Origin of the sequence: Candidatus Gillettellia adelgis, assembly GCA_020541285.1 — a bacterium.
GTDB lineage: Bacteria > Pseudomonadota > Gammaproteobacteria > Enterobacterales > Enterobacteriaceae > Gillettellia > Gillettellia adelgis.
Genome location: CP047043.1, coordinates 1339692 through 1365665, shown reverse-complemented (window position 1 = coordinate 1365665; position 25974 = coordinate 1339692). Strand labels below are relative to the sequence as shown.

The 25974-nt window shown below is 32.8% G+C and carries 10 protein-coding genes and 4 pseudogenes; 5 read left to right on the top strand and 9 right to left on the bottom strand.

The window, feature by feature from the left end:
- Positions 1-3255 precede the first annotated feature (3255 nt).
- Both kdsB and GIY03_RS03285 read right to left on the bottom strand, forming a co-directional pair.
- Positions 3256-4002 (bottom strand): 3-deoxy-manno-octulosonate cytidylyltransferase, encoded by a 747-nt coding sequence (gene kdsB, locus GIY03_RS03290; RefSeq protein ID WP_457913688.1) that lies wholly within the window; start codon positions 4000-4002, stop codon positions 3256-3258.
- A pseudogene (locus GIY03_RS03285) lies at positions 3999-4180 on the bottom strand (hypothetical protein). The gene kdsB and the pseudogene GIY03_RS03285 overlap by 4 nt, the downstream one beginning before the upstream one ends.
- A 3347-nt stretch (positions 4181-7527) precedes the next feature.
- Here GIY03_RS03285 and GIY03_RS03280 point away from each other — a divergent pair.
- From GIY03_RS03280 to glyA, 4 genes and pseudogenes are all read left to right on the top strand, one after another.
- A pseudogene (locus tag GIY03_RS03280) lies at positions 7528-8114 on the top strand (ABC transporter permease subunit); the annotation flags it as partial.
- 9 nt (positions 8115-8123) lie between these two features.
- Positions 8124-8363 (top strand): ATP-binding cassette domain-containing protein, encoded by a 240-nt coding sequence (locus tag GIY03_RS03275; protein WP_457913687.1) that lies wholly within the window; start codon positions 8124-8126, stop codon positions 8361-8363.
- Between the two features lie 4342 nt (positions 8364-12705).
- Positions 12706-14328, top strand: coding sequence for an NAD+ synthase (locus GIY03_RS03270; RefSeq protein ID WP_457913686.1), 1623 nt, complete (start codon positions 12706-12708; stop codon positions 14326-14328).
- Between the two features lie 2855 nt (positions 14329-17183).
- A pseudogene (gene glyA / locus GIY03_RS03265) lies at positions 17184-18447 on the top strand (serine hydroxymethyltransferase).
- A 416-nt stretch (positions 18448-18863) separates the two neighbouring features.
- Here the strand turns inward: glyA and fdx are convergent.
- The 7 genes and pseudogenes from fdx to trmJ form a co-directional block, all read right to left on the bottom strand.
- On the bottom strand, positions 18864-19199 hold the full coding sequence (gene fdx / locus GIY03_RS03260) for an ISC system 2Fe-2S type ferredoxin (protein ID WP_457913685.1): 336 nt from the start codon (positions 19197-19199) through the stop codon (positions 18864-18866).
- Positions 19200-19382: 183 nt separating this feature from the next.
- Positions 19383-21055, bottom strand: a pseudogene (gene hscA, locus GIY03_RS03255) (Fe-S protein assembly chaperone HscA); the annotation flags it as partial.
- Between the two features lie 26 nt (positions 21056-21081).
- On the bottom strand, positions 21082-21603 hold the full coding sequence (hscB, locus tag GIY03_RS03250) for a co-chaperone HscB (RefSeq protein WP_457913684.1): 522 nt from the start codon (positions 21601-21603) through the stop codon (positions 21082-21084).
- Positions 21604-21668: 65 nt separating this feature from the next.
- On the bottom strand, positions 21669-21995 hold the full coding sequence (gene iscA, locus GIY03_RS03245) for an iron-sulfur cluster assembly protein IscA (RefSeq protein WP_457913683.1): 327 nt from the start codon (positions 21993-21995) through the stop codon (positions 21669-21671).
- A gap of 257 nt (positions 21996-22252) precedes the next feature.
- Positions 22253-22663: a Fe-S cluster assembly scaffold IscU gene (gene iscU / locus GIY03_RS03240; RefSeq protein WP_457913682.1), complete on the bottom strand. Its 411-nt coding sequence runs from the start codon at positions 22661-22663 to the stop codon at positions 22253-22255.
- Between the two features lie 22 nt (positions 22664-22685).
- Positions 22686-23900: an IscS subfamily cysteine desulfurase gene (locus tag GIY03_RS03235; protein WP_457913681.1), complete on the bottom strand. Its 1215-nt coding sequence runs from the start codon at positions 23898-23900 to the stop codon at positions 22686-22688.
- A gap of 377 nt (positions 23901-24277) precedes the next feature.
- Positions 24278-25000: a tRNA (cytosine(32)/uridine(32)-2'-O)-methyltransferase TrmJ gene (gene trmJ, locus GIY03_RS03230; protein ID WP_457913680.1), complete on the bottom strand. Its 723-nt coding sequence runs from the start codon at positions 24998-25000 to the stop codon at positions 24278-24280.
- A 119-nt stretch (positions 25001-25119) separates the two neighbouring features.
- Between trmJ and suhB the strand changes: the two genes are divergently transcribed.
- Positions 25120-25926, top strand: coding sequence for an inositol-1-monophosphatase (gene suhB / locus GIY03_RS03225; RefSeq protein WP_457913679.1), 807 nt, complete (start codon positions 25120-25122; stop codon positions 25924-25926).
- Positions 25927-25974 lie beyond the last annotated feature (48 nt).

The following is a 25974-nucleotide window of genomic DNA, read 5'->3' as shown; positions in this document are numbered from 1 at the left end:
GCAAAGATTGAGCGATCTGTCTGTGTTTTATAGATTTTAATGTGTATTAAGTGATTGCTCTTAATTGTTAAAAGGATTTTTTATGTTGAGACTTCTAAAACTATCAGTACCGCCCTGTTGCTAACTAGCTCTATAGAGCTACCCCGTCCTTGCGTATCTCTCAGAGATATAGAGAGCATATTATTCATAATCATTTATGGTTAATAAAAGAGTTATATGTTAATTAACATGGATATTGGGCGTAATATACGCTGTTTATTTCTATAGATAAAAATTCAGATAAATTTATGTGCACAGTGGTCATAATTGATACAAAAAAATAAAAACATTTACTTTTATGGGAAGTATGGTTAGCTTGGTTATAGCTAAATAGTAAGCACCTTTTATTTCCCGAGTTGGATTGAAACACGTAAAAGATGAGTCAATATATTCTCTGATAGTAATTCTAGCGCATGTTATAGGTCGAGAAGAGTCTTATAAATTTTGATCATAACATCTTGCAACTGAAAATTGCCAACTTCCATTTTGACTGCGTAATTCTGTGGTATTCTCCTAGAAATTCTGCGATTACTTATCTATTTTTCTTTTGTTAACATTAATGCGATCAGAGTGATTTAATAAGTGTTTACGTATCATGTAATTGAGCGCATTATTTGCATTTATGGATATTCTTTTGAGGTCTTTTAAAAATATTTACTGATATAGAAAGTAATACAACCACTTATCTGTGTGATTCTCGTAGTTTAATCGCTCGATGTTAAAGGTAGCGATAGCGAGAAGAAAGGCAGAAGTTTTTAAAACAATAAGACAACCATGACACCTGATGCTCATGAGACTAATTTTGAACAAGGTCTTTAAATATACTTATATATAGTATATTTCGGTTAGATTTTATACATAATATAAATATAGTGTGCAAGAGTTATATGTAGTGTTATAGTGATAAAATTATTATATAGATTTAATCACTATTTAAATTTTTCTTCGTAGTTATTAACGTTATAGATTATTATATAGTATACAAGCACACTTGAGGATATGCATCTTAATTTGGTTTAGCTATTTACATGATTCACGAGAATTCTAGGATACTGTAGTTATAGTAATTATTTTGTGTCTTTTAATTACAACATATGCTAGTTAAAACCACCGAGCGTTGCTTTTATAGTATAAAAGAGTAAGCCGTAAATTAGGGTATTTAGTCGATAACTTTTAGCAAATTAAATAACTCTTTGCGGTACTGTTTTACGTTTTTCGATTCACTAGGCTACTGTATGAAAGTTGTTTTAATTAGCAGGACGTTTAAGACACTGGGTATCGTTGTACCTCCATATGCGTGTTACGTATCTGTCCGCAATTTATTTGTTGAAAGTTATGCAATATGTTAGTGTATTGATTAGATAAAATGTAATGTACATTACGTGCTTCCCTTACAAAGCAGGAAGCAATCCTTTTGACATATCTAAAACATATAATATATGCTGATACCAGCATGACTGTATTAATAGCTAAGTAATGTATCAAGATGCTATCCAGAGATAAATTTTAGCACGATAACATCGTAAGTGTTATTTAAAATGTAATGATATAAGAAAGTTTATTATCCGGTCTAAATTGCTGAGTATACGTCATGCAGGGATGAAGCATTGTCTTTTGAAACTTACGATTGTATAAATTCAATTGAATTGTAATATTTTGCGGTTATATTTATCTATATTTTCAATGTAGAATATTGCTTGTTTTAGAAGACTGAATTTCTTGTGCTCAGCTTACTAAAAGAAGCCTGGTGTTTTTATTGTAGTCAATTGAATCTATACACTTGGTTTATTAATAGTATCAGCTAGCTAACTATACCCAGTATATTACTAATTTTATTCGTGCTCACTTGTTATGTTTATTTGTTTGAATGCTCATGTCGTTTTTTTAACAGATGTTACGTTTAATAATATGGTTATTCTGAGTCTATAGTTTGCCGTAGTTATTGCTTATATTCACTCTCAAAAAATTAATCACTATATTATCGCTTATCTATGACGCTCATTTACTTAGAATATATAATTATATGTATTAAATACGGTATATATCATACGATAATTTCATGCATCATGAAACAATGGTATTTGTCCATAGATGTTTAATAAGATTAAAATATTAAATTATGTATTATTTTGTAAGTAAAAGTACACTTAAATGAGCATTTTTTTGAAGATTGTTGATCGAATAAATAGTAGCATCTTCTATTCTTGGTTTGATGTAGTTATTACACTCTAATATTTCTGGAAAATCCGTCTATTTACAATATAAATATAATATCAAAGTATGACAGATAGTCTCAGAATTCTTTAATCATTAAAATATTAAATATATTAAGCTAATTCTACTAATTAATGTTTTCATTTAAAACTCACTAAAGTTAGTCAAAGAAAATAATATTGGTTGAGTATAGTTAGGATGGTACAAAACTAGAGTTAATGATTCTTCTTAGGATATTATAAATCCCTTGATTTAAGAGATAAAAGCTCAGGTGATTAAGTAGTATAAGGTGTTGTATAATAAAAAACGATTTTGTTTTCATTAGAATGACATACCTGATGATATGAGATATCTATATGAGACTTTATAAAGTACTGCATGACTATACACTACAGCTAACATTAGAAATAGTTATGCATTCTTAATTTAATATCTGTTTTTCTACCAGTTAGATTCAGGTAATATCTAAAAATAATAGAAAATCTATAGGAGGGACTGCGTAGGAAGGCGAACGACCATTTCTATTTTTTTACATACATTATGCTTTATTCAAGTGTATCAATAGATTTGACATATCCCATCAGGTTAAATATATTCAGTAATACCTATATTCTTCACCATAGATTACAAGTAATCTGGACGACAGATTGATTAATGTTATTGGGTTGCACTGATTTTAGAGGTTTCAGAAGTAATGGGGTCAAATAACAGTATTAAATAATAATGATCTATTTATGATAGTGATTCTCGTTTACTCTATCTTATAAGATATGTATTTTAAAGCTTAATAGGTTGCATTTTATTTTCATAAAACTAATAAATTGCTAATTCACTGATGATTAAATATGTAGTCAGATGTTTAATATTTTTTATTTTCCTTTGTTAACTTAATAGATAAGTAAAATACGAAAGGTGTATTAATCTACAGTAGTGTTTGTCAATACTGATAAGGTCTGTATTAAGATGTTACATCTCGTTCGAAAAAGATCACACTATTAGAACTTAACTAAAGTAATTACGTACGCGCTGTAAATCCTGTATCGTGTCGACACCTATGCTCGGCACGACTTTGGCGATTGCAACATGTATTTTTTCACCGTACCATAGTACGCGCAATTGTTCTAATGATTCAACTTGTTCAAGTTGACTGGGCTTCCAATTAACATAACGACGTATGAAACCTGCCCGATAAGCATAAATGCCAATATGTCTTAATGGAGTATAATCAATAGTATCTTGCGATATCGTAAAGCGACGGCGATCCCAGGGAATTGTAGCACGTGAAAAATAGAGTGCATAACCTTGAGCATCTATTACTACTTTTACTACATTAGGGTTAACGGCTTCTTCTGAGTTTTTTATTGGAACTGCTAATGTAGCTATACCAGCACAGCTGTTTTTTAGATTTTCAGCGACCTGTCGAATAATAGGTGGTGGGATCATTGGTTCATCACCTTGCACATTAACAATGATTTTTTCATCAGAAAAACGATAATATTCAATAACTTCTGCTAGTCTCTCTGTGCCAGAATGGTGCTCGATACGCGTCATATAGCTTTCACCTGCAGCGATTTCAACTGCTTTAGCTACTTCTGGATGATCGAGAGCTACAATAACGCGGCTAGCACCGGATACGCGTGCGCGCTCCATTACATGGACTACCATAGGTTTTCCATTAATATCTGCTAAGGGTTTAGCAGGAAAACGCGTTGAAGCATAGCGAGCAGGGATTATAACAGTAAAATTCATGAATACCACTCATTCAGATAAAGTGTACATGTAGAGTTTTGTAAAAGTATTGGGATGCCATCTCGAAATGGATAAGCTAAGCTATTTGTTTTATAAATTAATTCCTTATTTTTTTATTAACATATAATTTACTATGGTAGATTGAATAGGTAATAATATCGAGTAGACGATGATCCACATTTTCTCCAAAATTAGAGGTAAATATTAAAAATCTTTAAGAGCATAGCATGCTTTTTGTATTTTAATATACAGTTCTAACATTTCATAGTATATTTAAAGGGTAAAGTTATGATATTTTCTCTATCTCGCCATTGATGTTATGTATGTTGACGATATTATTGTTTGTATATATTATTTTATATAATATAGTAAGGGATTTATTAGTATGGCTACATGAGTTTTGGAAAATTTTATGAATGTCCAGTGATTTATATCGAATTATATAAAACAGCTACTAGTTTTATTAAATGATGGTGTGGTCCGTGGAAACCAATAGACTATAGATTACGGTGGCGCTTTGACTACAGTTACAGTGTTTTATTAGGTTTTTGTGAAATAGATATGTCCCTAGATTTATAGTTCGTAGAGATAGTGACTAGATAGTGCTTAATCACGTCAGTTTTATTATACGCTTTTACGTCACTTGGTGACTATTTTTTATCATTTATCAATGTTAATGTTGTCTTGCTTGTAAATTTTTATTTTAGTAATGCTTGGCGCTATATTCATGAGAGAACTTCGGAATATAGTAATTTTAGCACCCTATAGCGATATCTAGATTGATATAGCTATTGCTTCTATATGGTCAGATCACTGCATTTATCAAATTCGATACTATATTACGCAAGAGAAAGAGGATATTTTCTGTTAAGCATGTGGTCCTCTTATCTTACCGTGTTAACTATAGCTTATAGATATATTGTTCTTATGCTATATAAGGAAAGACGGTTTAGTTAATTTTTTAAATGCTCCATCGTATTAGCAGAGATACAACAATATTTATTTTTTTGTCATCTAAAATATTACCGATGTATAGGATGAATAGGTTACCTACTATCTTTGCGATTATCTTTAAAATTATACGAATATTTATGGTGTAATAACACACTGCAAGTAATAATTTAAGTTGCGGCGTTTGTCTTGTTTTTGTTGTATTTGCTATTAAGGGTTTTATGAATATAATATATATGACGAAATTTATACTAAAACGATTACGTTGTGCCTTAATCGAATATTATGCATACTAAAGTATGCGTTCCCATTGTCACATTAGCTATATGATTCTTAGGCGCTGAGTACAAAACTTTGTCTGAACACTCAAGATAACATTTCACATCATTGCACTTATTTTAAAGTCATAAAGAATTAAACCTCAAGAATGACGTAGTAAACCAAAAAGATATAATATTTTAAAATAACAACAAATCTTAAAAATTAGATGATTGTAATTTTTCTATTAAACACCGTGAATAGTGTGAGTGGTTAATGAACTACGAGAGTGTCGCGTAATTATAACAGCTATGCTAGATTTTAATATTTATACAATAAATATTAACAATTATATTGTTCAATTAACGAGTTTTATACTAACTCTGTAAGTTAGATAACTTTAGATATAGGACTATAAAACATCCGTCTGGAAAATATTTCGTTGACTGTAATTTATACCTATAACGTGAGGTATATAGTCTTGGATTATGCGCACAGGCAATAAAGATCTAGAAAATTTTGTGTGTTAGATGCTAGGCCATCTCTAGCGTGTAAGGTAATAATCAGATTATTATCTTACAGTTTTTTAACTATCAATGCGTCATCATACTATATACATCCATTATTTTGATCATGCTGAGTACTTATCTGCTAATAGATAAGTACTCAGCATGTCTGCTGTTAAAGCCAGGTTAGTTAGGTCTGAAACTGGCGAGATGATACGAATATGTTTATTAGATTTGACGATAATTCTTGCAGTATCTTGGATAATTTAGAGTCTTCATGGTATTTAATATAAACTGTATGACGAAAAAGAAAACTCGATAGCGCCGGTTAATATCTGTTAATCTATCTTGTCAGTATATTATAGTTTGGATAAAGTTATGAGGAAATAATACAGCAACTAACCGATATAACCGCTTCAAATACCCTTGCATGGTATAAGCGATAAGGGCAGATGATCGCGTAATATATAGAAATAAGCTATAACGCAAGCTCTTTATGCATAACACGATGTAGGATCATTAAAGCATATCGATATTTCAAATGCTAAGTATCCATGAATTAGTACAATTGTTTTTGAATAGTCAATTCAGTAGCTTTATTAGTACATTTTATACAGTAGTATGAAAACATGAATTTGTTATAGTAACCCTTATTTATAAAGCAATATCTATCTTGCGATCTACAAGAAAAATTCTTATGTAAATAAGCAGCTGGCATACTTTATTTTGCTATTTATGCTGTATTTGAAAGGTCTTATGTTATAACGACACATTATTATTTGTCCTGATTGTTTATTATAGCTCTTTTTTGTTTTTTGTAAAAGTTATCAATATGACACCCTATTTTATAATACTAGACTGTAATATAACATAAGTAACTTGTAACCTATACCGGAATTATGAGGATGAAGTCAGTTTTGAAATGCTCTTTAGTAGTGCTTTTCTCTGTTATTTAATGTATATGTTCATGTAGTAGATAAACTAGTGGTGGTGGATACTATTTTGCCTTTTAATTTAAGAAAAGTGAATATTATATTGGTTTTGATGTGGATATCGAGGCAGCTGTCGTAGAAGTATTATAGTGATATTACACTTTGAAGCTTATAAATATAATGGTATTATTCCATTTATTCAAACTAAGAGTACTGAGTTATCTGTAGCTAGTAAGGCTATTATCGATGCACATAAAAAACTGTTGTATTTTCTAATAGCTATTATAAGAGTTATTTATTGGTAATAATTAACTCTAAAATACTACAGTAACAGCGTTGATGATCTGAGAGACAAAGTAATTGCAGTGAAAAAGCGGCGCTAGCTTAGTAGATGACGTTACACAACATATAAACGTGATGAATTTGCGTTAGTTTCCTAATATCGATAATACTTATATGGAATGGCGTACTCAACGTGCTAATGCTATACTGTATAATAAATTTAACATCTTATACTGTATTAAAACTGGTAAGTATTAATAAGTTTACACTTCTAGAAGTGTGCTAGGAACTTTCTAATATGGCATTGTTTTTTTTCAAATGATAACAATAAACTTTGAATAAAAGTATACAACCCGCTAAAAACTCTGCGCGATAATGGTATTTACAATAAAATTTATAAAAGTGGTTTGATATTGAACTCAAGTAATTTAAACATGTCTAATATTCTTTACAATTTAAGAAAATCTTTTAATTTTGCGTGTTTAATATTTGTCTTTGATATTTTAATTTTTCTGAGATATTTCTTGCGAAATTTGAGTAACGTTTTATTTAGCCGCTACTCTTATGTTTTTAGAAGGTATACAACAATTTTATAGATTTCAGTCTGCGGTTTGTTGGAGAGTATAATTATTGATCTTCTTACCAGCATTGCTCGTACTTATAGTGATTGGATTATTAATTATATCACCTTAGTTTTTATCAAAATCACATGAGGTATGCTGATCGTAGTATACGTAATGTTCATATACTTTGCGATATCAATGATTTTAAGTGATTTTCGTATCGATCCATTCAGTACTATAGTGGTCACTATTATGATAAATTTTAGCGCTTATATTGCAGAAATTACTCGTAGTGCAGTATTATTAACCCATCACGACTTCCATGAAGCGGGTTTGGCGATGGGTTTATTACAGTATAAATGGTATTTTATATTATTAAACCTTTAGTATTGTGCTGAATGTTACCTTCATTAGGCAACTAGTGTATAATGAGTATTAAAGATACTTCATGCGTCATTGTAATTGTCATAGCAAAACTAACTCGTTAGGGTTAAGAAATTTATTGCTAGTAACTTCTTCACACTAGAAATATGGAGTGCAGTAGCAGTAATGTATCTAATAATTACTCTGTCTCTAAGTTTTTATTGCATCGCTTAGAAAGAAAGATGATAATCCTGTGATTATATTTAATGATATTTCTAATTACTTTAGTAGAACTTAAAGTTCTATATAATGTTAGTTTCAAAATCCACCAAGGTGAAGTCATAGTGATTATTAGGCCTTTTAGATCTGGAAAATCTACTCTTCTTTGCTATATTAATAAATTAAAATCAATGACGAGCGGTGAATTAATTATGAATCATCTGTATACTCACGCTCTTCAAGTAGATTATTATCTAATCCGTCAAGATACTAAAATGGTATCTTAGAAGTTCTATATTGTACCTTTATTAACAGTACTGGAAAATATCGCTTGTGGTGCATTACGTATGCATCGTTTAAAAATGTTAAAAGGTTAATAGCAAATAAGCTAGCACATAAGTTGTTGAACAAAATAGGTTTATCCGTCTATATACATTATTATCCTCCTCATCTGAGCTATCTAGTAGACAGATATTAGCGCTTATCGATTACACGAGCATCGAGCAGTAAAGCGTGAATAATATTATTTGATCAACTAACAGTGACACTTGATTTGGAATTATGTCATTAGGTATCAAGAGTCATACAGGATTTAGAAGAAGAAGGCATGACGATAGTTATCATGATTTATAAGATTAACTGTGTATAACAGTTGCATCACGTTTAATTTTAACGACCAAGGACGGATTTTGCAAGACGGTCATCCTAAATGTTCCCTTACTCATCTATTGGGCTGCGTTTACATGAGTTCCTGAAGCATTTTCCTAATTAGTCTCGTATGTGAGAAGGATGGTATACCCGTCTTTTTATATAATTTTTCTCTTATGGTGTATTTTGTTCTTGATTTACTGCGTCGGCCGATTTAGTATTACTATGTGCGCTTTATTAGAGTGCAAGATCATATATGATGACACATCATAACTAGTTATTTTAACAGAGATGTGATTTTATATAAAATTTATATATGCAGTGAATTCTATAAACCGTCTAAGGAAGTGTGCGCGATGTATTTCTGAAGTTATTTTAGTGATTTGATTATAGCTTATACTATTTTACTATACTGGAAAGTATAGTAGATTCTTTAATTATAATCGTTTTGTATTTGATGTCATTAAATATTGCGCTGCTTAGGATAAAACAAACTCATAACTACGTCATCACAAACCCGAGATAAAAGTGAATACGATTGTATGTACGTAGATTTTGTCTACACTCAGATCAGCCGATTATTGTATAATAAAAAAATAAATCGTGTAAATCAAGTCTAAAAGACTGCTTGAGCATAATGAAGAATATAGAGCATATATAACTATCTTATAATTGTTTTGACAATTATAATACATCTATTATTAAATGACCTGCTAAATTATAGCAGTGCACTACTACAGTTCTATAAATCTGATTAAATCAGAGAATTTTGATAGTTTTAGTGATGGAATTTTCGGGTATATCCATCAACAGATAAAAACAGAGCAACAGATATACATCAGATTTACGTGAAATTAAATATATCAAAAGAATTGAGTGGGTTTTATTGATTTATGACATTCATATAAGATAGACGAATACATTTTGCATATAGTGCAATTAAAACAGGCACCATAGCTGATATAATAAAAGTTAATGCAAATTGACATTCTTTAAACATTATGAATACGACTAAACCTAAACGATGTAATCATTGCGGTAGTTTTGCGTATAATATACTCAAGAAAACGTATTATTTATCTATCTTAACATAGACGACTGATTGTATGATGGAATGTTTTTCTTGATAAATCGCGATATTATATAGATGCAATACAATTAAATAATAGTAGTGAATTTTAATCTATATTATTTATTTTTAAACATGAATCTATATGCAATTAAACTCTTTAATACCCTAAATTAGAAAGCATAAAAACTGTTTTTTACTTTATTGAAGTGTTATATATAAAATATATATTACTTGTTAGTAATTTATTATTAAATAGTAAGAGAAAACTGTTCATTTATATCATTGATAATTTAGATGCACAAACATTACTAGTAGTTAGTATAGTATATATTATAAGCAAAGTTAATGATCTTCTTAGATGTAAAATACGAATCTTTATATTTCAACTAAATATATAGTAGTGGCTGGGTTTTCGTATTTGACGCTTTGATTATATGAGATGATATAAAATTATAGTAGTTTAGATTATCTGATTCCAGTAATATTAGGGTTATTTGGATACCCAAGTTAATATAGTGTATATGCGTAGTATTGTATTTTCAACGTAAACAGTATAATATATCATGACTAAAATAATCTGATCTTCTATCTTGTTGATATTATTAATATATTGGTGTACGGATCATAATTCTATTAATATACATGACGAGTAATCTAGTAAGATTTATAAACTAAATGGCTAATTACTTGTAGGAAACGTGCATGTTTGGGAATAGAGAATATTTTAAAGTTTTATAAAACTATAGAATTGCTTACATGTTTGTAAAAAGATCTAATGTTTAAGCGATGCAGTAATGTTAGATACCCTTTACTGATTATCATGAAGATACAGTAATACTTTTAATTATAGTAACTAACATATGTAATAACTTATTAAAAATTCTTTGTTTATAGTTTCTATATCTCTCAGAGTGGGATGATATAATAATATTTCTCTATATTATTACATAAATCCAAGGAGTAGAGCTTATCTATTGCATAGTAGCAATGATACAATAGTCAGCAGGCAGAGTAGAGCAGTAGTAGAGAGATATTAAAACTGTAACTATTATGCATAGTCTAGATGATCTTTATTATAATTACATAGTACTACATTAAAAGATAATACAATATTTCTTGCAGAAGTAGAGCTTAGTTTAAAGCGAGATATAGAGATCGCTTGTTGTATAAAATGGTTATTATGAATATAGTATATAATATGTTTCTATATTGTTTGTCTACTACATTAAAACCTCCATATCTTTTAAATAAACTTGTACTAGCATTTTTTTAGGATATAGATTAGTTATGATAGTATGAGTGTCACCCATATACAAGAACTAGATTAATCTGATAGATAGAAGAAGTTTAACGGTCTTTAAAATAGTAATGTACCAGATAGTCGTAAGATATTTACTGTTTGATTGCTTTAAATAATAGATCTTTTGAAGGTATTATGTGGAATAATTAAACTAACTAACAGAATTCTGACCACTATACTATCTATAGAAGGTCTCAAAATCATCATACTTTAAAGAAAGTCTGTTATTAGTATATCGAAAGCGCTAATAGTTAACGTCTTATGCTAAATAAGATATGCGTTTATTAGAAATAAAATGTAAAATTTATTACGAAAATCTAAAAACATTTCGTTGATATTTAAATCAATATTTTAGTATCATTAAAAAAAGAATCGTGGTACATAATACTATGACCTTACGGTTAGTAAGGTCATTAGCCATAGCATTTTTATTAAAAATCTAAAAATAGACTACCTAAAAGGTAATACAGTCTGATTATGTGAATTAGGAGTAGTGGCGGCAACTTTATCTATGCAATTAGCCTAGAATGTCTAGTAGTAAAGTGACAATGAAAATTTGCTAAATAATTGAGGATATATTTAATTAGCGACGACATAAACGTTATCGCCATTGCAAACAAACTAGATGCATGACGTCGCTATCTGGCGAAAGGATTTGCGTTCATTGTTAGCACCATATGAATGTGCAGTATTGCTGCATTTATCTACGATATTTATTGAGTTATTTAAAAAACTCTGCAAATTATGAATTTGATATTTATCAGTATAACTGATGGTCATAAAACTACTGTATCGTATCAATAAGGTTCATATTAACGTTATTAATAAAGACACAACCGCTGTCAAAAGGAAGATAGTGACGTAGTTTTTTATAAGATATACAATATATTAGTGTTATTAAAAATGTGAAGCTATTGTATGTCGCACAAGAACTAAAGCACAGCTATATACGCAGTTACTATGTATGCAGTATTGATTTATATGCGAGCTGTGTTAGATCGTATGATCTAAAATAGGTAATGTAAAATATCTATCGTGCAAGTCTTAATTATCCTTTAGATATTATTAATTGGAAGCTTGAATGGTTTTATTCATATAAATAAAGCAAGTATCTGCGATGAGCGCAGAATACTCTGTATATGTTCATCCTACGCAAAACATCAACATACAGTAGCTGGTCCATTCGTTAATGCATGGTTAATTGTCGATAATTTAGAGGATAATATGCATAACCTAAAGAAATTATCAACTAGTGCATAATACTGACTTACACCAGTAAGATATCAAGATTTGGTGTATCGCATTGAAAGAACACATTACAATATTAATGTTTCTTGAGGAAAACAATGAGTGTTATTTGTATGATGTTCGAAAATTACTACAAGCTACTAAGATAGTATAATCTAGAGCTTTCGTGTAATAGTGATCATTAAACGGTATTTTGTTAAGTGTTCTTCACTAATATGATTTCAACGCCAGTGATTTTAAAATATTGTTTTATTTACTAGCGCATACTTGTAAAAGTGTTGGAATAAACCAGGGGTGAATTCTGTATAGAAACAATTAATATACTATACTAGTAGAGTATGTATTAGTAGGATATCAAAGAATGAGCTTATCGTTATCTATAGCATTAGCCCAACTTAATTTTCTGGTTGGTGATATTGAAGGAAATACTGAGCGTATGTTAAAAATTGCGAAAGACCAGAAGGACTTGGATGCTGATTTAGTAATGTTTACTGAATTAGCATTATGCGGTTATCCACCAGAAGACTTACTGTATCGAAATGATTTTTATCAGCGTTGTATAGTAAATTTACAACGTTTACAGCATGCTACAGTTGATATAGCAATCTTGGTTGGTCACCCGTGGTATGAAAGTAATAAATTATATAATGCGCTGTCACTATTTTTTAGGGGGCGTTTACTAGCCCGGTACTTTAAGCAAAAATTACCAAATTATAGTGTATTTGATGAGAAGCGTTATTTTCATGCTGGCAATAAAACATGTGTAGTAGGCTTCAAAGGTTATCGTCTAGGCTTGTTAATTTGTGAAGATCTATGGTGTTTACAAACAATTAACGCTGTAAAAGCTGCCGGTGCTGACGTGATTTTGTCAATCAACGCCTCACCATACCATTATGAACAGTCTGACCTCCGTCAAACGTTAATAATGAGTCATTGTCAACGTACTCACCTTCCACTGGTTTACTTGAATCAAATAGGTGGGCAGGATGAACTGGTTTTTGATGGTTGTTCTAAGGTATTAAATGCAGATGGTAATGTTACGCATTGCTTAGCCACTTTTTCTGAAGAGGTGACACAAATAAAATTCAATGAATTAGAAGTAGTGCTAATGAACAAACCAGCTGTTGAGTTACCACAAGTAGCTCAGGTGTATTCGGCGTTAGTGCTGTCGGTACATGATTATGTAATCAAAAATGGCTTCAATAGTGTAGTGCTTGGTCTGTCCGGAGGCATTGACTCAGCTCTAACATTAGCGATCGCTGTTGATGCATTAGGAAAAAACAACGTAAAAACGTTAATGATGCCGTCCCGATATACTAAAGATATTAGCATCGCTAATGCAAAGGAAGAGGCAGACATTCTGGGCGTGAAATTTGATATTATTTCTATTGAACCAATATTTGATGCTTATATTAAGCAGTTGGTGTCTATTTTTTCGAATATTCTGCATGATGTAACTTTAGAAAACCTCCAAGCACGATGTCGTGGAGTCATACTAATGGCATTTTCTAATAAATATCACAGCATTGTACTCACAACAAGTAATAAAAGTGAAATAGCAGTGGGCTACACGACGCTGTATGGCGATATGGCGGGTGGTTTTTGCGTGCTAAAAGATGTACCGAAAACGCTAGTATTTAAGCTTTCTAAATACCGTAATAGTATTGCTTATGTCATCCCGCAGCGGGTAATCGATCGCCTCCCTTCTGCTGAATTGTCATTCGGGCAATACGATCAAGATACTCTTCCACCTTATGATACGCTAGATAAGATCCTTGCAGGCTATGTAGAGAATGACAAATCAATTTCTGAGCTGGTTATCGAGGGGTTTAATGAGAGTATTGTACGACAAGTAATTCGCCTAGTAGATATCAATGAACATAAACGGCGGCAAGCTGTTATAGGGCCGCGTATTACTGCCCGTAATTTTGGTAAAGACCGCCGTTATCCTATTACATCAGGATTTGGTTATAAAAATTGGTAATAACAGTCAGGGAGTACACAGTATTTTTTTGACTACCTAACTGTTTAAGTTAAATACTATATTTATCGCTTAAGTTAATATCAAGATCAATAGTATAATAGTTATTACAGTGAGAGTGTTTGCGAGAGTAGTCACATCAAATTTACTGTGGTACTGAATACATAGTCGTTTTCTTTTCTAAAATATACTACCATTCAAGTATATAACAACACTGTTACGACCTATATAAAGAACACTATATAATTTATCAATATGGGTAAGAGTAAGAGTAAAGAAAGTGGCATTTTTAATATGACGCATGTAATACATACTATTACTATCGCAGCAGACGACGAAGTAAGATAATTCGCGCTTCTATTAAAAGTTAAATACCTAAATGCAGATAACATGCTATTTCTTGAATGAAATATGCGGACAATGATGATTAAGAAGATAGAATTACAAGCTACCAATCCATGAATCTATATGTATTAAAATTAGAATAATTTAATTGTTTTAATAATTCATGATTATAAAATCTGTAGACGCTAATAGAATAGCTAGGCGTGGTTGGCATATTACACTATAAGTCATAGTGGTATTTATTCGGGATAAAAGTATATATTATTTAGAATACTATTTCATTTCCCAGGTTTTTATCCTTAATTACTTCCCCATGTAAGTTGTTAAAGATTCAACACTTTAATATCTGCACTGCAGTTCATCGTTGAGAATGAGCACTATGATTTTTTAGGGTAATTATATTACTCTATTATTAGTCATGTTAAAGCGTAAAATAATAAGGATATATGATAAAACATATATGCATATCTATTTCTAAAGTAAAATACTAAGATTTTTCTAGTAATATTATATACATAAATAACGGAACCAGCCGCCTACCCGATTGGTTGTTGTGATAAATTGATAGGTAAAACGTGATTTTTGTTGAATAAAGCAATAGATTTTAAGGGTCTTCTATATCCCTATAGTATTATTTAAGGACATATATAGTCAATAAGATATTGTGTGTTGACTAAAAAGTAATTTTTAAAACCTACTGTATTCTTTATATTTAGTAAACTGCAGAAGGTTTATTGAACTATATGGTTGCAAAAAGATAGCTAGTGATATAATATTTTATAGATTTTATTCATAACAGAAATTACTGCGCATAGTATGGTTCGGTCAATAAAAAGGATTTTATATCATAAAGCAATATAGTGTTATAAAGAACACTTAAGATATTAAAATCATTTCTACTATCTAGGCGTACCACGTGTATTATCTGCTAATATCTATAATGTAGCATCATTAATTAATTGGCTAGTTAATCGAAGAAATTTTATCACTAGTGCCTAGGTGATGGTTTATAAATATAAAATAAATATAATAAACACATTGATAGGCAAAGTTTGCGTTCTAACTGCGTTGTGACGTAGTTAAACGAGTTGTTCCTATGACAGTTGCTAAGATATCAATAGGTAAGCGTGCATTTATTAGTAATGCTACTGTATCGATAAAGTTATCATCTAAACAAGCTACGATTTCTAAGAAGTCCATACTAACTGTACTATTTAAAGTTCTTAAACGATTTAGAAGAAGTTTTTATTGAGTTGTTTTAGTAAAGGAATCTATATGCTTGAAATATTTAAGAGTATTAAAATCTTTTAAGAGAGAATCAAGAAATCGAGTTATTTTTTTTATATTTTGAGTTTTGTTATTCAGTATATTATAATGAATAATACCAATATGGATGATAATATAGTCGTGTGATGTAACACATACACTGCATAAGTAACGTTTAAATGGTAGTTTTACAGAAGCTCTAGTTTTTTTAACGACTAGAATGTTAACGTGATTACAAAATTTTTATGTTTATATAACTATTATTTATTATAATGTGACGTAATTCTACAGAGTTATAAAATAAAGATATAAAATCTTCGATAACGATGATGTATATCGTACAGATTATAAAACGTATTAGTTGTGTAACAAATAGTTTATCATCTAGTAAATATACTATTACTAGGTTATTTAATAAATATTAAATAATTTTTACGCCTCTTTATATATGATGTAGCAGTTATACAATAATGATTGTAGGCATCAATCTCTCCGTGTATTATATCAATACACTATATGAATACACGGTATATCTGTCAGGTTTTTTGAAAACTTAAAAAAAATCAAAAAGATAACAAACCTTTTTCTTTATTAATAGTATTAATTTTCTGTAAAGATATAATTGATATATAATTGTATTTGCATTAAAAGAAAAAATCAGATAATAATAAATATTAGTGTGTGCATTGTTTCAATATTAACTATTTTATACTTAGTATACATTACATGACTGATATAGTTATTAATAATTTTATAGATTAATAATAAAATATATCAATATAACAATAATTGATACGATTGCTTTTAATAATGCAGAAGATGCCGATGACATTTAGTAACTATGTGATAACTAAGAAGGAATTAATAACGATAAAGCAGTAATCAGTAATACATTTGAACCGTGTCACTCATTATAAATAGATTATTACACTAATAAATATTATGAAAATAATACATGAGAGGTTATAGGTAAAATCTACCGAATGTTATTATCAGTTATCTGGATAAGCATATATTTTATATAAAATATTGCAAAGGCTTATAAGAGCCGTCTATTGCAAGATTAATGGTAACTTTTAGATATTAAAGAATATAAATTAAATTTAATTATATATAATTTTATACTAAGCCTATTCTATACAATAGGTACTTGCGTATCTTTAATACGCGGAAATTATTTCCCTGCACTCAGTAATTCAATAGAGTACTATAAATATAGTCAGCTGACTTCAGTAAGGAGAAACAGGATGTTAAAGCGCACAATGAACATTGCTGATTATGATGTAGAGCTATGGCGTGCCATGGAGCAAGAGGTAGTGCGTCAGGAAGAGCACATCGAGCTGATTGCGTCTGAAAATTATACTAGTCCGCGCGTTATGCAAGCGCAGGGTTCACAACTAACTAACAAATATGCTGAGGGATATCCAGGTAAGCGTTACTATGGTGGTTGTGAATATGTAGATATTATTGAAAAATTGGCTATTGATCGTGCAAAAATACTATTCGGCGCAGATTACGCGAATGTACAACCCCACTCTGGTTCTCAAGCTAACTTCGCGGTTTATAGTGCATTGTTACAGCCGGGTGATACTATTTTTGGTATGCATCTATCACATGGTGGACACTTAACCCATGGTGCTCCGATTAATCTGTCTGGAAAACTCTATAAAGTAGTACCTTATGGTATTGACACACAAGGTAATATTAATTATGAAGATCTCGCTAAACAAGCAGAGATCTACAGGCCAAAAATGATTATAGGGGGGTTCTCCGCTTTCTCTGGTATTGTTAATTGGAAAAAAATGCGTGAAATCGCTGATAGCATTGGTGCCTATTTATTCGTGGATATGGCACATGTTGCCGGATTAATCGCCGTAGGTGTTTATCCAAACCCGATACCATATGCACATGTTGTTACTACAACCACCCACAAAACTTTGGCAGGTCCACGCGGTGGATTAATTTTAGCAAAAGGGGGGTAATGAAGTATTGTATAAAAAACTGAACGCTTCAGTATTTCCTGGCAGCCAAGGTGGTCCTTTAATACATGTCATTGCTGGCAAAGCAGTAGCGCTAAAAGAAGCTATGGAGCCATCATTTAAAATTTATCAGCAGCAAGTAGTTGATAACGCCAAGGCAATGGTAGAAGTTTTTCTTCAAAAAGGCTATAAAATAGTTACCGGAGGTACTTGTAATCATTTGTTCTTGCTGGATTTAGTTGACAGAAATTTTACAGGTAAGGATGCTGAAACTGCTTTAGGTCGGGCAAATATTACTGTAAATAAAAACACTGTTCCAAATGATTTACAGAACGCATGCGTGACTTCTGGTGTGAGGATTGGTACTCCAGCCGTGACGCGTCGTGGTTTAAAAGAAGTGGAAGTGCGTGAACTGGCTAGTTGGATATGTAATATATTAGAAAATATTCGCAATGATTCTGTGATTGCACGTACTAAAAATAAAGTGTTGGATATTTGCGGTCGCTTACCAGTATATACATCACACTCATGACAACACGATAACTAGCTATTTAAATGATCGTAGTTTATATAAACCTTTTTATGATCTATATCCTAAATTCTTTTAACATCTTTAAAAGATAGATGTGTATATCTAAAATACTGCAAATTGCAAAAGGCGATAATGTAGTGAAATTTTTAATACTAAAACTGCTTAATTAAGCAGGGTAAAAATCTAACTTAGATGCAGTTCTGTATAACATGTACACACTGTTATGTAAGAAGACTAATTCTATCATATGAAAAAATTTAGACAATCAACGGAGTTTATAGATAGATATATCTATTCAAAATCGAATAATTTATCTATTTTATGTTCTTAGAAGCAGCGCAAAATACGTAAAATCTTAGGTTTATTTGAATAGATATCAAAAGTTAAATAATTCTATGATTTAAAAGATAGTGGTACTAATACTCACGCGCATAATTAATCGTATATTGGGGTATTTCAATTACTAAATCTTCACTAGCGACTTTCGTTTGACAACTGAGACGACTTTCTAGTTCTAAGCCCCAAGCTTTATCTAATATCTCGTCTTCTCGTTCTCCGCTGGCTTCCAAGGAAGAGAAGCCTTTGCGTATAATACAGTGACAGGTAGTGCAGGCGCAAGATTTTTCGCAGGCATGTTCGATCTTAATATTATTGTGTAATGCAATATTAAGGATAATTTCTCCTTGGTTAGCGTTGACAACCATACCTCTTGGACATAGATCTTTTTGAGGTAAAAAAATAATTGTAGGCATCGTTAAAGCTTCTCTATAGAATGATTGGGGTTAATTTATGGTAATCAGCTAGATTGGTTCGCTGCATAAAAAATGCCTGTTTTGAACGTTTAAAGATTCCATGGTTATGTCGATAGTAATACAGCCATCGTTTTGTGATATGTTCTGCATTAGTCTTACAATTATAAAGGGATTTTCCTAAGTTTCTATGTTACTGAGTAAGATAGTATCTTTAGATAATAGACCTTGTATTTTTTTTAATATCCGAGCAGCTTCTACTTTTTTTCAGTAATTTTCGTTGTTTTATATCCGTTGTAGTATAAGCCTTCGACTTTTTGAGAGTCGAAATAATGTCGCTCTCAGATAAGCCATATGAGTATTTTACTTGAACTTGGGCTTGAATACTGGTAGATTTTTCCATCGCTGTAACACTGAGTAGGCCATCAGCATCTACCTGAAAAGTTACAATGATATGTGCCCTGCCAGCTGGTAATTTTGGCAATCCAAAAAGCGTAAAACGTGCAAGAGAACGACAATCTTGTATTAGTTCTCGTTCGCCTTGTACCACATGAATCATTATTGCAGTTTGGCCATCTTTGAAAGTAGTGAATTCTTGCGCACGTGCCACAGGAATGGTAGTATTGCGTGGGATCATTTTTTCAACCAAACCACCTATGGTTTCCAAACCTAATGATAATGGGATCACATCTAGCAACAACATGTTATTATCCGGTTTATTACCTACTAGAACATCTGCTTGGATTGCCGCGCCAATGGCAATAACTTTGTCTGGATCAATCGTGATTAATGGGGGATCTCCCAAAAAATAACTCCACTTGTTGACGTACGAGTGGAACACGCGTAGAGCCACCAACCATTATTACCTCGCTTATCTCTTCAGTCCGGAGATTAGCGTCGTTTAGTGTATGGTAACAGGTTCGTAGAGTTTTTTTCACTAATGATGCAATAAGAGATTCAAACTGAGTGCGCGTTACTTCACCGTGCCATTTAGCAACCTTAACATGTACGCTATCGGCATTGCTTAGTGCGATTTTTACAGTACTAGCAATATCTAAAAGTTGACGTTGTACACTGTGATTACTGTAGTCAGTCACGCCGGCTTGAGCACGAAGCCAGTCAGCTAATAGTTGATCAAAGTCATCACCACCAAGTGTAACATCACCACCAGTCGCTAAGACTTCAAAGACGCCTCTGCTAAGGCGTAACAAAGAAATATCAAAGGTACCACCACCTAAATCATAAACTGCAATAACCCCTTCCTGACCAGAGTCTAATCCATAAGCGATCGCAGCCGCAGTCGGCTCATTTAAAAGACGTAATACATGAAGACCCGCTAGACACGCCGCATTTTTAGTGTCTTGGCGTTGCACATCATCAAAATAGGCAGGCACGGTAATCACAACGCCATCCAGTTTGCCTTTTAACGCCGCTTGTGCACGGAAAGCGAGTTCTCTGAGAATATCTGCGGATACTACTACTGCGTTTACTAATCCGGCAGCAGTAACGATCATTGGTAGGCCATTTTCACTGGCCTGAAACTGGTATGGCAGGTTCGGATAACGTTGTTGCACATCTGCTAAGGAACATCCAATTAAGCGCTTGATCGAGATAATAGTATTACTGGGTTGTTGTATCGCATATTGGCGAGCCTTCCAGCCTACCAAGTGTTTTTTATGTTGATAGTGTACCACTGAAGGCAATAAATGACGTCCATGTTTGTCTGTCAGCGTTTCTATTTGTCCAGCACGTACTGTAGCAACAAGCGAATTCGTAGTACCTAGATCGATCCCTGCTGATAAACGGCACTGATGCAGCGATACACATAGAGTAGAGTCATTAATTTGCAATAAAGTCATATTAAAGTTTCCACAATCAGAAGATCTTATTCAAAACCTAGCATTGTTTCTTTGAGATTTTTAACTTGTTGCTGAAGTTTATTTAAAAATTTCATCTTACGTACAGTATCGGCAGCTTCTGGCCATTGTTGGTTGTTTAACTGTTGCGTTATTAAAGCATAGCGCTGCTTTATTGCCTTGTTTAACCGCAAGCTAAATTTGGATAATAAATTCTCCGTGTTTATTTTATTCGCAATATTATCAAGTTCTTCATACAATTCTAATTGTTCGGCTAGGAAAGCGGGATCTTGTAGGGTCTGTTGTTCATGAATTAGGTTAAAACCGTATAAAGATAATATGTACTCTGCGCATTTTAACGAGTGTTTTAGCGTTTGGTAGGCTGCATTAATAGCAGTAGCTTTTTGCAAAGCTATTAAACGTTCGTTTTCCGGCTGACAAACAAAACGATCGGGATGAAATTGACGCTGTAGATCCTGAAAACGGGATCTAAGTTGGTTATCATCCACAGGATAATTAATTGGAAGACCGAACAAAGTAAAGTAATTCATAGCATACTCTTGGTCGTTAACAGAGAAAGTCTGCTGCACATCGTGTGACAAGAGGTAAACAATGACTATGAAACATTAAAACTTTTACCGCAACCACAATGGCTGGAGACGTTAGGATTGTTAAATTGAAAGCCTTCATTTATGCCATTTTTAACAAAATCAAGTTCAGTACCTGAAAGATAAACAAGGCTTTTACTATCAATGATTACTTTGACATCTTTATCCTTAAACACGATATCATCGTGCTGTACTTCATCAACAAGTTCTAATGCATACGCCATTCCAGAGCAACCAGAGATCTTTACTGCTACACGCAGACCAAGACCGCGTCCTCTCTTGTTAATAAAAGTCTTAATACGTTGTGCAGCGCTATTACTTATAGTAATTGACATCCAAACCTCATGGACCACATAAAATTTTTACTTAATGACTAGAATAATTAACTTTAGAAAAACTACTGATGAGTATACTACAATATCTTACACGCAGTGAAAAACTTATTAGAAGGTTTGCATGTCAGTCTGTCAAGCTCTGTAAAATCTTGCAACTACATGCAGTTGTTAACAATGATATGCATATTATGCATATCATTGTTCTGCTTTTTATTTATCTTACTTTTCTTGCATATTGCAAGGTTCATGGATGTGTTTTACTGTTTCTCCATAACTGGATTGATTGTAAGTGTATGTTTGCTTTTATAGTCAGCGATTGCAGTTTTAATAGCATCTTCTGCTAAAATTGAACAGTGAATCTTAACTGGTGGTAATACCAGTTCTTCAGCAATCTCAGTATTTTTGATTTTTTCTGCTTGCTCGAGAGATTTACCCTTCATCCACTCAGTCACTAATGAACTAGAAGCAATCGCAGAACCACAGCCGTAAGTTTTGAAGCGGGCATCTTCAATAATACCTTGATAGTTAACTTTGATTTGTAATTTCATTACATCACCACAGGCTGGAGCACCCACCATCGCGCTACCAACGCTGGGATCTTCGTGATCAAAAGAACCTACGTTGCGTGGATTTTCATAATGATCAATTAATTTTTTACTGTAAGCCATAAATTATTCCTTAATATAAAAATTAATGATGTGTCCATACAATATTATTAATATCTAAACCTTGCTGAAACATCTCCCAAAGTGGAGAAATATCTCGTAAGCGATTAATGGATTGACGTACTAATTTAATAGTATAATCAATCTCTTCTTGTGTAGTAAAGCGTCCTAGAGAAAAACGGATTGAACTATGTGCTAATTCAGCATTCATGCCTAATGCACGTAATACGTAGGATGGTTCTAAGCTGGCAGACGTGCATGCAGAACCAGAAGATATAGCCAGATCTGTTAGCGCCATAATAAGAGACTCTCCTTCAATATAGTTAAAACTGACATTTAGAATATTTGGTATGCCATATTCTAAATCGCCATTCAAATACACCTCTTGTATATTTTTTACTCCATTCCAGAGACGATCACGTAGCCAGCGAAGACGTATCATTTCCTCTGCCATCTCTTTTTTGGCGATTCTGCATGCTTCACCTAGACCGACGATTTGATGTACTGCAAGTGTACCGGATCGCATCCCACGCTCATGACCCCCCCCGTGTATTTGAGCTTCAATGCGGATACGAGGTTTACGACGCACATATAAGACACCAATGCCTTTTGGGGCATACATTTTATGTCCAGAGAATGACATGAGATCAACTTTTAGTTGATTTAAATTGATCGGGAGTTTTCCGACACTTTGTGTAGCGTCAACATGGTAAATAATTTTTCGTGAACGACAAATCTCACCAATTTTTTTAATATCTTGTTTTATACCAATTTCGTTGTTCACATGCATGATAGAAACTAGAATGGTATCGTTGCGTATTGCAGCTTCAAGATCAGGTAGATCGATAATGCCACTGCTCTTCGGGGTAAGGTAAGTCACATTAAAACCTTCACGCTCAAGCTGGCGACAAGTGTCTAGCACGGCTTTATGTTCAGTTTTACTGGTAATTATATGCTTTCCTTTTTTTTGATAAAAATGAGCTGAGCCTTTAATAGCTAGATTATTAGATTCTGTTGCACCTGAAGTGAAGATAATGTCTCGTGAATCTGACCCTATTAATTCAGCAATTTGATTGCGAGCAATATCCACTGATTCTGCTGCCTGCCAGCCAAAACGATGAGAACGGGAAGCTGGATTACCAAAAGTGCCATCCAAGGTTAAAAATTGCATCATTTTTTCAGCAACTCGAGGGTCTACCGGCGTTGTTGCTGAATAATCTAGATAAATTGGTATTTTCATTACTCTCGTTCTCCCTGCATTACCCCTATCAAGCTAAATATTTCTAACTGCTTTTTTTGTTGAGCGGTATCATTTTAAATAAAATCGAGCCATAATCTGGCGTTGAGAGATATTTACGATAAGTATCAGTCTGTTATGGGAGCATAATGGAATATTCATCATATGCAGTGATTGTATCTTGTTGTTTATATGCTAGTCTTATAGAACTATGCTTAACTGTCAATAACTATAATTGAAATTTTGACATTCTTTAACTCGACTATTCAATCTAGTAGATTTTAGAGCTTTATAATGTACCATATCTAATATTTATGATAACTGATAGCGTACTTCGACTATTCTTATAATCTACAGCGTCCATGTGATATATGTAATGGCTATCTGTTCTGTTGATCAATTGACGTAAGCATGCCTCGAAGGATATGCAGCTCGTGCTCGTTCAAGCGAGCGCGGGTAAATAAGCATCGTAGTCGATTCATGACTTGCCCAGGATGATTGGGGCGGATAAATCCAATATGCTTTAACGTTTTTTCTAAATGTTGATAAAAATATTCAAGATCACTTGTTAGAGGATAAGGCTCCTCTTTTTGCTGTACCCTCTTGCTTGTTTGATGGTCGAGATAAGCCATACGCACCTCATATGCTATAATCTGTACTGCCATGGCGAGGTTGAGAGAGCTATAATCCGGATTAGCGGGAATTTCGACATGGTAATGACATTTTTGTAATTCATGGTTAGTTAAGCCAATACGTTCACGGCCAAACACTAAGGCTACTGGCGCTAGTGCGCTTGCGCGCACTGCTTGCATTCCGCATGCACGTGACTCTAGCATTGGCCAAGGTAGCATACGTGTACGCGTGCTTGTACCTATGACCAGTTTACAATCCTTAATGGCGTCATCTATGGTATCCACAAATGTAGCGCATGCTATCACATCGCTAGCACCAGCAGCAAGAGCGCTTGACTGAGAGTCGAATTTTATCGGTGAATTCACTAAATATAAATTGGTTAATCCCATGGTTTTCATGGCTCTAGCAGTGGAGCCGATGTTTCCAGTGTGTGATGTCTCGATCAGAACAATACGAATATTATGCAACATAAAAAACTCTTAAGCGTAGAATAAAATAAAAAATATTAACATAGGTATAGGTATTTTTCACGCGCCTGGTATACTAAGTATCATTGGATATCCTTTAATATCCTAATTGGAAAATATACATGCATCCGATGTTGACGATCGCTGTGCGCGCTGCACGCAAGGCAGGTGACTTGATTGCCAAAAATTATGAAATGTCAAACACTATAGCGGCCAGTCAAGAAGAAGTTAATAATTTTATCGCTCATGTTAATCGTGATGCAGAGCACGTAATTACCAGGGTAATCCGTAAGTCGTATCCAAAACATAATATTTTTACAGGAAATCATGACGAGCTGCTCGGTGTTGATCAGGACGTACAATGGGTAGTCTATGCATTAGATGGTGCTTCAAATTTTATGAAACATTTTCCACATTTCTCTGTTTCTATTGCAGTGCGTATTAAAAACCGCACGGAAGTTGGGGTAGTGTATGATCCAATGCGTAATGAACTATTTACGGCTAGTCGTGGCTATGGTGCGCAACTTAATGGTTATCGTTTACGTGGGAACCATAGTAAAAGTTTGGACGGCGCTATTTTAGCTATCGGATTTCCTGTTCAACATAAACAATCTCTTGAAGTGTATATCAAAATCATTGGTACATTGTTTAACCAATGTGCCGATTTTCGGCATACTGGATCGTCGACTCTGGATTTGGCTTATGTTGCAGCTGGCCGCGTGGATGGCTTCTTTAATATCGGCGGGATAAAGCCTGGGGTTTTTACAGCTGCTGAATTATTAGTACGGGAATCGGGTGGTTTCGTGAGCGACTTTGCTGGTGATCATCATCACTTGAGCTCTGGTAACTTAATTGCAGGTAATGCCCGTATTCTGAAGTCAATATTATTTACTATTCGTACAGAACTACAGAACACCATAAAGATCTAGTATCGTACATTGACTATACATAAAGCTACATTAATAATTATTGCATGT

Bases quoted from the DNA above. Each gene is read 5' to 3' on its own strand.
- kdsB (WP_457913688.1), bottom strand. From the start codon at position 4,002: ATGAATTTTACTGTTATAATCCCTGCTCGCTATGCTTCAACGCGTTTT.
- GIY03_RS03275 (WP_457913687.1), top strand. From the start codon at position 8,124: ATGATATTTCTAATTACTTTAGTAGAACTTAAAGTTCTATATAATGTT.
- GIY03_RS03270 (WP_457913686.1), top strand. From the start codon at position 12,706: ATGAGCTTATCGTTATCTATAGCATTAGCCCAACTTAATTTTCTGGTT.
- fdx (WP_457913685.1), bottom strand. From the start codon at position 19,199: ATGCCTACAATTATTTTTTTACCTCAAAAAGATCTATGTCCAAGAGGT.
- hscB (WP_457913684.1), bottom strand. From the start codon at position 21,603: ATGAATTACTTTACTTTGTTCGGTCTTCCAATTAATTATCCTGTGGAT.
- iscA (WP_457913683.1), bottom strand. From the start codon at position 21,995: ATGTCAATTACTATAAGTAATAGCGCTGCACAACGTATTAAGACTTTT.
- iscU (WP_457913682.1), bottom strand. From the start codon at position 22,663: ATGGCTTACAGTAAAAAATTAATTGATCATTATGAAAATCCACGCAAC.
- GIY03_RS03235 (WP_457913681.1), bottom strand. From the start codon at position 23,900: ATGAAAATACCAATTTATCTAGATTATTCAGCAACAACGCCGGTAGAC.
- trmJ (WP_457913680.1), bottom strand. From the start codon at position 25,000: ATGTTGCATAATATTCGTATTGTTCTGATCGAGACATCACACACTGGA.
- suhB (WP_457913679.1), top strand. From the start codon at position 25,120: ATGCATCCGATGTTGACGATCGCTGTGCGCGCTGCACGCAAGGCAGGT.